Annotated in this window: 14 protein-coding genes; 10 read left to right on the forward strand and 4 right to left on the reverse strand. The window is 31.3% G+C overall.

Annotated elements, in window-relative coordinates:
• Window positions 1-4 precede the first annotated feature (4 nt).
• A complete protein-coding gene (locus CHB63_RS13410) occupies window positions 5-541 on the forward strand; it encodes a hypothetical protein (protein ID WP_089379002.1) in 537 nt (178 codons plus the stop codon).
• Here CHB63_RS13410 and CHB63_RS13415 read toward each other — a convergent pair.
• Together CHB63_RS13415 and CHB63_RS13420 are read right to left on the reverse strand one after the other, a co-directional pair.
• Window positions 536-1,018, reverse strand: coding sequence for an ABC transporter ATPase (locus tag CHB63_RS13415; RefSeq protein WP_089379003.1), 483 nt, complete (start codon window positions 1,016-1,018; stop codon window positions 536-538). The genes CHB63_RS13410 and CHB63_RS13415 overlap by 6 nt on opposite strands.
• A gap of 45 nt (window positions 1,019-1,063) precedes the next feature.
• Complete coding sequence (locus CHB63_RS13420; protein ID WP_089379004.1) at window positions 1,064-1,663, reverse strand: thioredoxin family protein; 600 nt, start codon at window positions 1,661-1,663, stop codon at window positions 1,064-1,066.
• Between the two features lie 240 nt (window positions 1,664-1,903).
• Between CHB63_RS13420 and CHB63_RS13425 the strand changes: the two genes are divergently transcribed.
• The 9 genes from CHB63_RS13425 (at window position 1,904) to meaB (ending at window position 10,134) form a co-directional block, all read left to right on the forward strand.
• The gene (locus CHB63_RS13425; RefSeq protein ID WP_089379005.1) at window positions 1,904-2,482 is read left to right on the forward strand and encodes a fasciclin domain-containing protein; all 579 of its coding nucleotides are present in this window, start codon (window positions 1,904-1,906) and stop codon (window positions 2,480-2,482) included.
• Window positions 2,483-2,518: 36 nt separating this feature from the next.
• Complete coding sequence (locus CHB63_RS13430) at window positions 2,519-2,983, forward strand: c-type cytochrome (protein ID WP_089379006.1); 465 nt, start codon at window positions 2,519-2,521, stop codon at window positions 2,981-2,983.
• Window positions 2,984-3,016: 33 nt separating this feature from the next.
• Window positions 3,017-4,996, forward strand: coding sequence for a Sec-dependent nitrous-oxide reductase (gene nosZ / locus CHB63_RS13435; protein ID WP_089379007.1), 1,980 nt, complete (start codon window positions 3,017-3,019; stop codon window positions 4,994-4,996).
• Window positions 4,997-5,173: 177 nt separating this feature from the next.
• Window positions 5,174-5,761: a hypothetical protein gene (locus tag CHB63_RS13440; protein ID WP_089379008.1), complete on the forward strand. Its 588-nt coding sequence runs from the start codon at window positions 5,174-5,176 to the stop codon at window positions 5,759-5,761.
• Window positions 5,762-5,842: 81 nt separating this feature from the next.
• On the forward strand, window positions 5,843-6,304 hold the full coding sequence (locus tag CHB63_RS13445) for a nitrous oxide reductase accessory protein NosL (protein WP_089379009.1): 462 nt from the start codon (window positions 5,843-5,845) through the stop codon (window positions 6,302-6,304).
• A complete protein-coding gene (gene nosD, locus CHB63_RS13450; protein ID WP_089379010.1) occupies window positions 6,291-7,529 on the forward strand; it encodes a nitrous oxide reductase family maturation protein NosD in 1,239 nt (412 codons plus the stop codon). Before CHB63_RS13445 ends, nosD begins: the two co-directional genes overlap by 14 nt.
• The gene (locus CHB63_RS13455) at window positions 7,516-8,223 is read left to right on the forward strand and encodes an ABC transporter ATP-binding protein (RefSeq protein WP_089379011.1); all 708 of its coding nucleotides are present in this window, start codon (window positions 7,516-7,518) and stop codon (window positions 8,221-8,223) included. Before nosD ends, CHB63_RS13455 begins: the two co-directional genes overlap by 14 nt.
• Window positions 8,216-8,998 carry an ABC transporter permease gene (locus CHB63_RS13460; RefSeq protein WP_089379012.1) on the forward strand — a complete coding sequence of 261 codons (783 nt, stop codon included), beginning with the start codon at window positions 8,216-8,218 and terminating at the stop codon, window positions 8,996-8,998. Before CHB63_RS13455 ends, CHB63_RS13460 begins: the two co-directional genes overlap by 8 nt.
• Before the next feature lie 131 nt (window positions 8,999-9,129).
• Window positions 9,130-10,134, forward strand: a complete 1,005-nt coding sequence (gene meaB, locus CHB63_RS13465; protein ID WP_089379013.1) for a methylmalonyl Co-A mutase-associated GTPase MeaB — start codon at window positions 9,130-9,132, stop codon at window positions 10,132-10,134.
• Here meaB and CHB63_RS13470 read toward each other — a convergent pair.
• Window positions 10,131-10,943: a Cof-type HAD-IIB family hydrolase gene (locus CHB63_RS13470; RefSeq protein WP_089379014.1), complete on the reverse strand. Its 813-nt coding sequence runs from the start codon at window positions 10,941-10,943 to the stop codon at window positions 10,131-10,133. The genes meaB and CHB63_RS13470 overlap by 4 nt on opposite strands.
• Before the next feature lie 302 nt (window positions 10,944-11,245).
• Complete coding sequence (gene scpA, locus CHB63_RS13475; protein WP_089379015.1) at window positions 11,246-13,378, reverse strand: methylmalonyl-CoA mutase; 2,133 nt, start codon at window positions 13,376-13,378, stop codon at window positions 11,246-11,248.
• Window positions 13,379-13,381 lie beyond the last annotated feature (3 nt).

Consider the following 13,381-nt stretch of genomic DNA (forward strand, 5'->3'; position numbering starts at 1 on the left):
TTTTATGAATAAATTTATACTTGGATTCTTATTTTTAAATAGTTTAGTTGCTTTTTCTCAAAGAGATGTAAACTATAATTTTACTGTAAATACAACTTTTACAACAAACGATCATTTTGGGGAATATGACGAATATACTAACGAAGTTGATTGGTCTTTAATAGTTCCCAGAGCAATAATTCTTAGGAATGGATTGGATATTAAACTAAATAATTTTATTTCTACTGGTATTAATTTAGGTTTCGACTGGCATCCTGATCTTAATGTTTTGGCAATTCCATATTTTTTAGATGCAAAATTTACTTTAGTGCAAGTTGACTATGATAAATTGTATGTTGGTGCAGGAATTGGAAAATTATTAAAAATTGGAAAAGCTTTTGAAAAAGGAAAGTATTACAAAATTGGAGCAGGTTATCACATTTCAACAGAAAAACAACATAGTTTTATTCTAAATTTAGATTTTCAACAAAAGAAAATTGCCGATTTTGAAAATGGAAGATTGAATAGTTTTTCTGTTGGTTTTGGTATGATTTTTTTATAAAAACCTACCCAGCCAACTATCCATTATATTTATTTCCCAATCTTGTTCTAACGCTGCTTTGGTAGTAATCATATTATCAAAAACAATTGTTTTTTGAGAAACACCCTTGTTTTTCATTAGCTGTTTAAATTCTTTTAAATCTTTGTATTGCACAAATTCACCTTGTTTGTAGCAAACATTAATTTTATCTAATAAAATAACTTCTAACTTTTTTTCTAAATTTTGAATGAAGGCAACTAAGTTGTCATGTGCTTCTAAACTTAAACTTATTTCAGAATCATCAACAGTAATAATAATAAATCGATCATATTTTAATTGATAAGCACAATTTAAACTTTGGCTCTTATGTGTCCAATTATTCAAAAACGTTTCAATCTCTTCCTTCAATTCAGAAATTTCTTGAGGATAAAATTTTCTACTTGAAGGAAATACCCATAATTTACCCCAATTTGGAATTTTATTAAAATCTACTATCATTATAATAAGTTAGGGCACAAAGGTATCCAAATTTGCTAAACAAAATTAGGAAGCTTTTAGTAAATTTAAGATATCTTCTTGGGTGCTGTTTCCTTTATCTTTATTATACCAAATTTGTAAATCTTTTTTAAATTCGGCATCAATAACACCATTTTTTTCTTTGTAATCTAGAACCATTCTTGTTGCAATTGAAGGTCTTGGTCCCCAGGAATTAATTACGTTATTTTCTTTGTCAACAATAATAATTTTAGGGATAGATTTACTTCCATTGGTTAAATATTCATTCATTAACGCATCGTTTTCATCTCTACAAACAATTTTTAAATCAATTTTAATAGAAGCTTCGGCAATTTTATTAATTACTGGTAAAATTTGAGCTGCATCTCCACACCAACCTTCAGCAATTACCAAAAAAGTATAACCGTCTTTTAATTGATTTAATGAATTTTGAGTCTCTTCAGAAATTTTCAACGTTTTGTCCAATCGATCCATTCTTTTATCATTTAGCTTGCTAAAATTAAAAAGTGATTCACTTTGCTCAATCCCTGTTGATTTTCCTTCAACTAAGAGGCCTTTAATTAATGTCCTGTAGGTTGAATAGCCTACTCCTTTTTTTATACTGTTTTGAATTAAAGTATTACTCATTTTTAGTTGTTTTAATAAAGATATTTTGACGTTCTAAATTTAAAAACCTTACGCTTAAATAGTGTGTTCAATTTTACTGCAAAATTAGTTTTTGTTTTTAAATAAGAATTGCTACTTTTGTTACAAGATAAAAAAAGATAAAAAAGTCTTATTATCCACATACTGACATTTGTCATATTATAAGTAATTGTGCAATAGTACATTTGCTAAGGTTTATTAACAAACATTAATAGTTTAATTATGAAAAAAAACAATTTAATTTTCTCGCTTTTAATAGTAATAGGGTTTTTCATTACCTCTTGTGGTAATGGAGAGAAAAAACAAGAAGTTAGTGAAAAACAAACCGAAATTAAGCCTGAGACTCAAGGACAATCAGGTGTAATAGATGATGTTTCTGCTGCAAATGCATTACAAGTTGCTAAATCCATTGCCGATTTTTCAACTTTGGTAGCAGCTATAGAAGCAGCTGGTGTTGAAGACGCAGTTGTAAATGTGGGGCCATTAACCATTTTTGCTCCGGTAAATGCAGCTTTTGACAAACTTCCTGAAGGAACTGTAACAAGTTTATTGTTGCCTGAAAACAAAGCTAAATTGGCTTTTATATTAGTAAACCATGTAGCGCCTGCAAATTACCCTGATACTCAACTTAAAAAAGAGGCTAAAAAAGGACGTAAATTATACATGGCTTCGGGTAAATATTTAGTTGTTGAAGAAAAAGAAGATGGACTTTATGTAGGTGGAACAAAAATATTAAAAACAGTTAAAGTAAGCAATGGATGGATACATGTAATTGATAATGTATTAGTGCCAGAAGCATAAAATAACCAAAGTAAATTATAAAAAAATAAAAAAATAATGAAATTAAAAGTGTTAACCCTAATTATAGCTGTCGCATTTTTATCAAGTTGCGAAGGTGAAAGTAAAAAAGCTAAGGAAGTTTCAGAAACTCAAGTAATAGCGAAAAAAGTTGTTGAAGTTGATCCAATGAAAGACAAAGGAATTGGGCCAATAACAAGTATCGCTCTGAGTGAAGTTGATGAAGTGATGGCTGCTGAAGGTAAAGAAGTTTTTAAGACCAAATGTTCAGCTTGTCATAAAATGAGCAAACGTTTTGTTGGGCCTGGATTGGCAGGAGTTACTGAAAGGCGCACTCCAGAATGGATTATGAACATGATTTTAAATCCTGAAGAAATGGTGGCCAAAAACCCATTAGCTAAAAAATTATTAGCAGAGTACTTATCGCCTATGGCAAATCAAAACTTAACCGAAAATGAGGCTCGGTTAATATTGGAATATTTTAGAACAGTACCATCTAAGTAATTGAACACAAATAATCAAACAAACAAATATAGTATGAAAACAATTTTTAAATCTTTATTAGCAATTACAGTAGTATCATTGGTACTAAGTAGTTGTGGAAATGGAGGCTCTAAAAAAGGGTCTCAGGGAGCACTGTCAAGCAGTGCAGCTGAGAAAGTTTATGTAGCTCCAGGTGAACACGATGAATTTTATGCATTTGTATCAGGAGGGTTTAGCGGGCAATTAGCCGTTTATGGTCTTCCATCAGGACGTTTATTTAAAGTAATTCCTGTTTTTTCTGTAGATGCAGAAAAAGCATATGGTTTTAATGAAGAAACGAAGCCAATGTTAAACACGTCTCATGGGTTTATTCCTTGGGATGATTCACATCACCCAGATATTTCACAAACAAACGGTGAAATTGATGGTCGTTGGGTATTTATTAATGGTAACAATACACCTCGTATTGCAAAAATTGATTTAACAACTTTTGAAACTACAGAAATTATTGAAATTCCAAATTCTGCAGGAAATCACAGTTCATCTTATGTTACTGAGAACAGTGAATATGTTGTTGCTGGTACACGTTTTTCTGTACCATTCCCTCAACAAGATATGCCTATTGATGAGTACAAAGGAAACTTTAAAGGAGCTTTATCTTTCATTTCTATAGATCCGGAACACGGGCATATGGATATAAAATTCCAAATAAGAATGCCTGGTTTTGATTATGATTTATCCCACCCTGGTAGAGGTGATTCTCACGGATGGTTCTTCTTTACAACATATAATACAGAAGAAGCAAATTCTTTATTAGAGGTGAATGCTTCACAAAACGATAAAGATTTTATTGCAGCAATTAATTGGAAAAAAATTGAAGAGTATGTGAATAATGGTGGAGGTAAAAAAATGCCTGCAAATTATGCACACAATGTTTATGATGAAGATACTCATACTGCAACTTCTACAATGAAAAAAGAAGTATTAGTAGTTGACCCTTCTGATGTTCCTGGTGCAATTTATTTTATGCCTACACCTAAATCACCTCACGGTTGTGATGTTGATCCTTCAGGTGAATATATTGTTGGTAGTGGTAAATTAGCTGCTGAATTGACAATTCATTCATTTAGTAAAATGTTAAAAGCCATCGAAAATAAAGATTTTGACGGTGATGCCTATGGTATTCCAATTTTAAGTTACGAAGCTACATTGGCAGGTGCAGTAAAACAACCAGGATTAGGACCATTACATACTGAATTTGATGGAAAAGGAAATGCATATACTACATTCTTCATTTCTTCAGAAGTTGTAAAATGGAAATTAGGAACTTGGGAAGTTATTGATAGAAAACCAACATATTATTCTGTTGGTCACTTAATGATTCCTGGAGGGAATTCAAGAAAACCATTTGGAAAATATGTATTGGCAATGAACAAAATTACAAAAGACCGTTATTTACCAACAGGTCCTGAAGTAACACAGTCAGCGCAATTGTATGATATTACAGGTGAAAAAATGGAATTATTGTTAGATTTTCCAACAATTGGAGAGCCTCATTATGCTGCCGGTTGTCCTGCTGATTTGTTGAAACCTAAATCAAAAAAATTCTTCAAATTAGAAGATAACAAACACGAGTATGCAATAACAAGTGAAGCTGATGCAAAAGTTGTAAGAGATGGAAATGAAGTTCATATTTATATGACAATGATTCGTTCACATTTTGCTCCAGATAACATTGAAGGTGTTCAGGTAGGAGACAAAGTATATTTCCACGTTACTAATTTAGAACAAGATTATGATGTTCCTCATGGTGTTTCTATGATTGGAGCGAATACATCAGAATTATTAATTATGCCAGGGCAAACTGAAACATTTGTTTGGGAGCCTAAACAAGTTGGTGTTTGGCCATTTTATTGTACCGATTTCTGTTCAGCATTACATCAGGAAATGCAAGGTTATGTGAGAGTTTCAGCAAAAGGCTCAAATGTTCCAATAACATTTACGCTAGACGGTGATGCCGTTGATGCAGAATAATATTCTTTTTTTAGATTGATTTTAAAGAGAATCAAAACGGGCAGGTAATTAATTACTCTCGCCCGTTTTAAAATAAGTTAGAATGAAAAGATTTACTTGTTGCTTACACGAATCGTCACCATAGGTTTAATTTCAGCTTTTGTATTAAAAATAAATTGAATTTAAACTTAAAAAATAATGAAAAAATCTAAATTGTTAATGATAGTAGGCTCTTTCCTATTATTAGGATTGTTTGTATTCCCTTTGTGGAATATAACTTTAGAAGCACCGCAATATCCAATACCACTTGGAATGGATATTCATATTAATAAATTTGTAGATACACACGAATTCGATATTAAAAACATCAACTTAATGAATCATTATGTAGGTATGCAATACATTCCTGAAACGATTTCTGAGTTTAAAATATTTCCTTGGGCAATTGCTATTATGGCTGCTTTAGGTATTATAATTGGGCTATTTGGCAACCATAAACTATTTTTAGTCTGGTTTGTTTTAATGAGTTTATTAGGTATTGCAGGAATGTATGATTTTTATTTATGGGAATATGATTATGGCCATAATTTAGATCCAAAAGCTATTATGAATTTTAAAAATCCTGATGGTTCGGTAATGGGGTTTCAACCACCGCTTTTTGGTACAAAATACATTCTTAATTTTACGGCACATTCATATCCTAGAACAGGAGCATACTTCTTATTTGTAGGAATGTTATTAACTTTAGTTGCCTTTTTTGTTGGAAAAAAAGAAGCAAAAGCATAAAATAATAATAGGTTAAAACGAGTGTGTTCATTTTTATATACTCGTTTTAGCTTATATTTAACAACTATTAAAATCAAAAATATGAGTTTTAAACTACTTCAACCATTTATTGGTATTGTCATAATATTGCTTACAATTTCATGTAAAGTTGAGCCCGAAGCTATTGAATATGGCAAAGATCAATGTAGTTTTTGTGTTATGAATATAGTAGATAAAACACATGCTGCCCAATATGTTACTAAAAAAGGTAAACAATTTAAGTTTGATGCTATTGAGTGTTTGGTAAATGATTTAAATGAAAAAAACGAACAAGATTTGGCTGTAATTTTAGTTGCTGATTATGGAAATCCAGGAAATATGATTGATGCTAAAACAGCAACATATTTAATTAGTACAGGAATTAAAAGCCCAATGGGAGCGAATCTTTCGGCAGTAGTAACTTTAGAGAAAGCTTTAGAATTACAACAACAGTATTTAGGAGACATCTATGCATGGGAACCTTTAAAAAAAAACACCTTTCCAATAATTAATGAGATTTATTAACCTACTTTTTTTTCTATTTTTTATTAGCGTACTTCAAGCAAAACAAATTGAGGTTTGTGAAAGTTGTGCTATTAAATCAATAAAGGATGCTATAGAAATTGCTGAAAAGGGCGATGAAATACTTATTAAAACAGGCTTGTATAAAGAGCACGACATAATCGTTAGTAAGTCCGTAGTTATAATTGGTGAAAAAGGCGTTATACTTGATGGTGAAGGGGTTGGAGGAATTTTCACTTTTGAAGCAGATAATTTTACAATTAAAAATGTAAAAATTATTAATGTCGGTTCTAGTTACACTGTTGATTATGCGGCTATAAAAGTTGTAAAAGCACAAAATTTTATTATTGAAAATTGCACTTTTGAAAGTGTTTTTTTTGGTATTTTAATTGAAAAATCTAAAAAAGGAATTATACGAAATAATAAAATATCAAGTAATCGTGCTAGTGAAGCCAGCTCTGGAAATGGCATTCATATTTGGGATGGCGATAAAATGGAAGTTTACAACAATGAATTGTTTGGGTTGCGAGACGGAATTTATTTTGAATTTGTAAAAAACAGTTTTGTATATAATAATTTAAGCACTAATAATATACGGTATGGATTGCATTTTATGTTTTCAAATAAAAATGAATACCACCATAATGAGTTCAGAAATAATGGAGCAGGTGTTGCTGTAATGTTTTCCAAATATATTAGTATGCATCACAATAAATTTAGACTAAACTGGGGATCTGCTTCTTATGGTTTGTTATTGAAAGAAATTTACGATGCCGAAATTTATAACAACCTATTTGAAGAAAATACAATAGGTATTAACGGAGAAGGATGTACCAGAATTAATTATAAAAATAACTCTTTTTTACGCAATGGCTGGGCAATTAAAATTGCAGGCGCTTGCTATGCTAACATTTTCACAAATAACGATTTTATGCATAATTCTTTGGATTTAGCATACAATTCTAAGCTGAATGATAATAAGTTTGATAATAATTATTGGAGCGAATATACGGGTTATGATTTGGACAAGAATGGAATTGGAGATATCCCTTATCGACCTGTAAAGCTATTTTCATACATTGTAAATCAAACCCCTGAGGCATTAGTTTTATTAAGAAGTTTATTTGTGGATATTATTAATTTTTCAGAAAAAGTATCACCTGTATTTACGCCAGATGATTTGTTGGATGAAAACCCTAAAATGAAAAGAATAAATGATTCAATTTAAAAATTTACACAAACGTTTTGGGAAATTGGTGGTTTTAGACGGCCTAGATTTAAACATAAAAAAAGGAGGAATCTTTGCTGTTCTTGGACCTAACGGTTCGGGTAAAACAACCTTAATAAAATGTTTATTAGGAATGGTAATTCCCCAAAAAGGCGACATTTTTTATAATGATAAAAGTGTTTTAAAAAAATGGAACTATAGAAATGAATTAAATTATTTACCACAAATTGCTAATTTTCCACCCAATTTATCAGTACTGGAATTAATTCAAATGGTTAAAAACTTAAGACCAAAGGAATCTAATGAACAGGAGTTGATTGATTTATTTGGTTTGAATGATTCTTTAAATAAAAAACTGGGAAACTTATCGGGAGGTACAAAGCAAAAAGTAAATTTAGTTCTAACCTTTATGTTTGATAGTAATTTAATTATTCTTGATGAGCCAACCACAGGTTTAGATCCTATTTCATTAATTCATTTAAAAGAATTAATTCAAAAGGAAAAAGCAAAAGGAAAAACTATTTTAATTACCACTCATATTATGAGTTTTGTAAATGAAGTTGCCGATGAAATTGTATTTATTTTAGATGGTAAAATATACTTTAAAGGAACTATAGGCGAGCTTAAAAAACAAACAAATAACAACGATTTAGAACATGCAATTGCTAATTTAATATCGAAACAATATGCTTAAAATATTAAAATATAGTTTTTACGATTTAATGCGTAGTCGTTGGAGTTATGTGTATTTTCTATTCTATTTATTGCTTGGATTTGTATTGTTGTTTTTAAATAATGATGTGAATAAAGCAGTAATTACTTTAATGAATATTATTATAGTTTTAACGCCGTTAATTGGAACCATATTTGGAGTTATGTATTATTATAATTCCAAAGAATTTACCGAATTGTTGTTGGCTCAGCCTATAAATAGAAGTAAAATATTTATGGGGCAATACCTTGGTATTTCAATTTCATTAACATTAAGTTTAGTTTTAGGTTTAGGAATACCATTTGTTTTATATGGATTGTTCAAATCTACAGCAATTTTTAATTTTAGTTTATTATTGGTAGTTGGTTCTTTCTTGAATTTTATTTTTGTTGCACTTTCATATAATATTGCACTTTCTACCGAAAACAAAATTAAAGGCTTTGGATATGCTATATTAATGTGGCTTTTTTTAGCTGTTATTTATGATGGTATTTTTCTTATTTCTTTGGTTATGTTTAATGAGTATCCATTAGATAAATTTTCTTTAGTGGCTACAATGTTTAATCCAATTGATTTATCACGAATTTTAATTTTGTTAAAGTTAGATATATCAGCTTTATTGGGATATACAGGAGCGGTATTTCGCAAATTTTTTGGAACAAATTTAGGAATGGTACTTTCAATGTTAATTCTGGTTTTTTGGGTATTAATTCCAATAGTTAGAATGAATTTCAAACTTCGAAAAAAAGATTTTTAGGATGCTTTATTGCTTTTAAGAATGAATTTTATTTTTACCATATCTAATGAATAAAATGGTTCTTAGGCAGGAGCCTTTTTTCTGAATATTCTTATCTTTGGTGAGAATTTGAAATGTATTAGCAAGTCATAATGAAGAATTACAAGCCAAAAGGAAGGTTAACTGCCAAAGAATATATTAATGGAGTTTTAAAAGGAGATAGAGTGCTTTTATCACGTGCTATTACTATAATTGAAAGTAATTTAGGAAGTGACAAAATACTTGCCAAAGAAATAATTCAAGAAATTTTACCTTATTCAGGGAACTCAATTAGAATTGGAATTACAGGAGTTCCAGGAGTTGGTAAGAGTACGTTTATAGAATCATTTGGAAAACATTTAATTAATCAAGGAAAACGTGTTGCCATTTTATCAATTGATCCAAGCAGCCAACGGTCTAAAGGAAGTATTTTAGGAGATAAAACCAGAATGGAAGATTTGGCTAATATGGAAGAAGCTTACATTCGTCCTTCTGCCTCTGGTGATACTTTAGGTGGTGTTGCTAACAAAACAGGAGAAACAATGCTGCTTTGTGAAGCAAATGGCTATGATATTATTTTAATTGAAACAGTAGGAGTGGGGCAGTCGGAAACCGCTGTACACGGTATGACCGATTTCTTTTTACTATTAATGCTTGCCGGTGCTGGTGATGAATTACAAGGAATTAAAAAAGGGATTATGGAAATGGCCGATATGGTGGTGATAAATAAAGCCGATGGTGACAACGTCCGTATGAGTGAAATGGCTCGTTTACAATACCAAAATGCATTACATATATTTCCCCTATCTGAATCTGGTTGGAGCCCTGTGGTGAGTACCGCTTCAGCTATAAAAAATATTGGGATTGATACTGTTTGGCAAGAAGTTGTAAAGTTTAAAAAGTTAGTTGATGAGAATGGCTATTTTATAAAAAATAGAAATCATCAACAAATAGATTGGATGTATAACAACATTAATGAAGAATTAAAAAATCTATTTTATGGTTCAGCAAATATAAAAAGTCATCTTTCTGTTATGGAAAAAGACATTATTTCTGCTAAAATTTCACCTGTAAAAGCTGCTGAAATTATGATTCAAGAATTTAAAGATTCTTTTTAAATTAAATTTCTTGAATTTATCAATTGTTCGAGTATGTGTTCAACGCCTTGGTTTTCATTGCTTTTGGTATGGTATTTTGCAATATTTTTTACGTTAGGATGTGCATTTTCCATTGCATAACTATAGTCTGCTAATGCTAACATTTTTAAATCGTTGTTATAATCTCCAAATACCATCGTTTCTTCTTTGGTAATACCTAATTTATTTTGAAGCAGGTTTAATGCATAACCCTTATTGGCATTGTTATGAGAAATATCTAACCAATGTTCACCTGATACAATTACCTGCATATCATTTTCAAACTGCTTTACAGCTGGGTAAATGTGAGTTTCTGAACAATCAAAATGATAAGCGGCAATTTTGAAAAAGGTGTCATTTGTAACTTTAGATAAATCATCTACAAGTCGATATTCAGAATAATAATTTTTGAACATATTTATAAACTGTTCATCTTTAGTTTCAATATAAGCCGAATTTTTTCCGCATAAAACAATGTAAACATTATTTAGTGCTCTTAATGTGTTGATACTTTTTGAGATGTATTCAGTAGGTAATTCTGAAGTAAATAATTCTTGATTTCCGTGCATTGCAAAAGCACCATTTTCGGCAACAATGGTTATTTCATCTTTTATTTCCACAAATCTGTCAACTATGCTATAATATTGTCGTCCACTTGCAGCAATAAATTGAATGTTGTGTTTTTTTAATTGGTAATATAGTTCGAAAAATCGATTGCTAACTTCACTTTTAGAGTTTAGTAACGTTCCATCCATATCGGTAACAACCAATTTCACTTTTGAAAAATCCATAGTTTTTTATTGAAGTGCAAAAATAGCATTATTGTATTGATTTTGGTTTATATAATTTATTGTTGTTTTAAATAAAAAAAATGTCATTCTGAACGATAGTGAAGAATCTCACGTTCAAAGGAATAGATTCTTCATTTCGTTCCACTCCATTCAGAATGACAGTTGTATCGTCATACTGAGTGATAACAAAGTATCTCACGTAACAATGATCAGCTGATGGACTACCTGTCAGATTGACAATAAAAACCAAAAAAGCCCAAACAATTAAATGTTCGGGCTTTTAATATCAATTATTTATAAACTTATTCTTGCTCTAAATATTTTTCCATAATTGTAATCGCTGATTCTGAAATAACAGTACCAGGACCAAATACAGCAGCTACTTTTCTTTCGAATAAGTAATCATAATCTTGCGCTGGAATAACTCCACCTGCAAATACCATAATATCAGGTCTTCCTAAACGTGCCAATTCTTCAATTAATTGAGGAATTAATGTTTTGTGACCAGCAGCTAAACTAGATGCACCTACAAAATGCACATCGTTTTCAATAGCTTGTTTTGCAACTTCTTCTGGAGTTTGGAATAATGATCCCATATCCACATCAAAACCTAAATCAGCGAAACTTGACGCAACAACTTTTGCACCTCTATCGTGACCATCTTGACCCATTTTTGCAATCATAACTCTTGGTCTTCTACCTTCAATTTCTGCAAATTTATCAGCTAATTGCTGTGCTTTTGCAAACGTACTATCGTTACTTACTTCTTTACCGTACACACCACTTATTAATTTAGTTTCAGCTTTATGTCTTCCGAAATGAATTTCTAAAGCATCAGAAATTTCACCTAAAGTAGCAAAATTTTCAGCAGCTTCAACAGCTAATTCTAATAAGTTACCTTCTCCAGTACCAGCACATTTTTCTAATGCAGCTAAATTGGCGGCAACAACTTCTGAATTACGTTCAGCTTTCATTTTGTTTAAACGCTCAATTTGAGAATCTCTTACAACTGTATTGTCAACCTCTAAAATTTCAATGTTAGATTTTTCTTTTGTTTGGAATTTATTTACTCCAACTAAAATATCTTGACAAGAATCTAAACGTGCTTGTTTACGAGCCGAAGCTTCTTCAATACGTAGTTTTGGAACTCCAGTTTCAATAGCTTTTGCCATTCCACCTAATTCTTCAACTTCTTCAATTAATTTCCAAGCTTTCTTTGCTATTTCTTGAGTTAAATACTCAACATAATAAGAACCAGCCCACGGATCAACCGCCTTAGTCATTTGGGTTTCATCTTGAATAAAGATTTGCGTGTTACGTGCAATTCTTGCAGAGAAATCTGTTGGTAAAGCAATAGCCTCATCCAATGCATTTGTGTGCAAAGATTGCGTTCCCCCTAATCCAGCAGCCATAGCCTCAATACAAGTTCTAGCTACGTTGTTGAAAGGATCTTGTTCGCTTAAACTCCATCCGGAAGTTTGACTATGCGTACGCAATGCCATTGACTTTGGATTTGTTGGATTGAAAGATTTTATGATTTTTGCCCAAAGCATACGTGCAGCACGCATTTTTGCAATTTCCATAAAGTGATTCATTCCTACTGCCCAGAAAAATGATAAACGAGGAGCAAATTCATCAATTTTTAAACCAGATTTTAATCCAGTTCTAATGTACTCCATACCATCTGCTAATGTGTAAGCCAATTCAATATCAGCAGTTGCACCAGCTTCTTGCATATGGTAACCACTAATAGAAATAGAGTTGAACTTAGGCATATTTTTAGTGGTGTAATCAAAAATATCACCAATAATTTTCATTGAAGGTGCTGGAGGGTAAATGTAAGTATTACGTACCATAAATTCCTTTAAAATATCATTCTGAATTGTTCCGGAAAGTTTATCTAAAGAAACACCTTGTTTTCTTGCAGCAGCAATATAAAAGGCCATAATTGGTAGTACAGCACCATTCATTGTCATAGAAACAGACATTTTATCTAATGGAATTTGATCGAACAAGATTTCCATATCTAAAATAGAATCTATGGCAACACCAGCTTTACCAACATCACCAGTTACACGTGGGTGATCTGAATCATATCCACGGTGTGTAGCTAAATCAAAAGCAACTGAAAGTCCTTTCTGACCAGCAGCTAAGTTTCTTCTGTAAAAAGCATTCGACTCTTCTGCAGTTGAAAAACCTGCATATTGACGAACCGTCCAAGGACGCATTGCGTACATGGCACTATATGGTCCTCTTAAAAAAGGAGGTAGGCCAGCAGCATAACCTAAATGCTCAGCTTCTGAAATATCTTCTTTTGCAAATTGTTTTTTTACTGGGATTCCTTCAGGAGTATTCCAAACGTCTTGATTCTCTGAAGTTGCAGCTGTTTGTTTCACAGCTGAATTTAATTTTATATCTGAAAAATCTGGTTTCATACT

It is taken from the genome of Lutibacter flavus (genome assembly GCF_900188355.1).
Taxonomy (GTDB): Bacteria; Bacteroidota; Bacteroidia; order Flavobacteriales; family Flavobacteriaceae; genus Lutibacter; species Lutibacter flavus.

What these genes read in the sequence shown, in the direction of transcription:
- CHB63_RS13430 (WP_089379006.1), top strand. Translation starts at nt 2,519, where the DNA reads ATGAAATTAAAAGTGTTAACCCTAATTATAGCTGTCGCATTTTTATCA.
- scpA (WP_089379015.1), bottom strand. Translation starts at nt 13,378, where the DNA reads ATGAAACCAGATTTTTCAGATATAAAATTAAATTCAGCTGTGAAACAA.
- CHB63_RS13415 (WP_089379003.1), bottom strand. Translation starts at nt 1,018, where the DNA reads ATGATAGTAGATTTTAATAAAATTCCAAATTGGGGTAAATTATGGGTA.
- CHB63_RS13445 (WP_089379009.1), top strand. Translation starts at nt 5,843, where the DNA reads ATGAGTTTTAAACTACTTCAACCATTTATTGGTATTGTCATAATATTG.
- nosZ (WP_089379007.1), top strand. Translation starts at nt 3,017, where the DNA reads ATGAAAACAATTTTTAAATCTTTATTAGCAATTACAGTAGTATCATTG.
- CHB63_RS13410 (WP_089379002.1), top strand. Translation starts at nt 5, where the DNA reads ATGAATAAATTTATACTTGGATTCTTATTTTTAAATAGTTTAGTTGCT.
- meaB (WP_089379013.1), top strand. Translation starts at nt 9,130, where the DNA reads ATGAAGAATTACAAGCCAAAAGGAAGGTTAACTGCCAAAGAATATATT.
- nosD (WP_089379010.1), top strand. Translation starts at nt 6,291, where the DNA reads ATGAGATTTATTAACCTACTTTTTTTTCTATTTTTTATTAGCGTACTT.
- CHB63_RS13470 (WP_089379014.1), bottom strand. Translation starts at nt 10,943, where the DNA reads ATGGATTTTTCAAAAGTGAAATTGGTTGTTACCGATATGGATGGAACG.
- CHB63_RS13425 (WP_089379005.1), top strand. Translation starts at nt 1,904, where the DNA reads ATGAAAAAAAACAATTTAATTTTCTCGCTTTTAATAGTAATAGGGTTT.
- CHB63_RS13460 (WP_089379012.1), top strand. Translation starts at nt 8,216, where the DNA reads ATGCTTAAAATATTAAAATATAGTTTTTACGATTTAATGCGTAGTCGT.
- CHB63_RS13455 (WP_089379011.1), top strand. Translation starts at nt 7,516, where the DNA reads ATGATTCAATTTAAAAATTTACACAAACGTTTTGGGAAATTGGTGGTT.
- CHB63_RS13440 (WP_089379008.1), top strand. Translation starts at nt 5,174, where the DNA reads ATGAAAAAATCTAAATTGTTAATGATAGTAGGCTCTTTCCTATTATTA.
- CHB63_RS13420 (WP_089379004.1), bottom strand. Translation starts at nt 1,663, where the DNA reads ATGAGTAATACTTTAATTCAAAACAGTATAAAAAAAGGAGTAGGCTAT.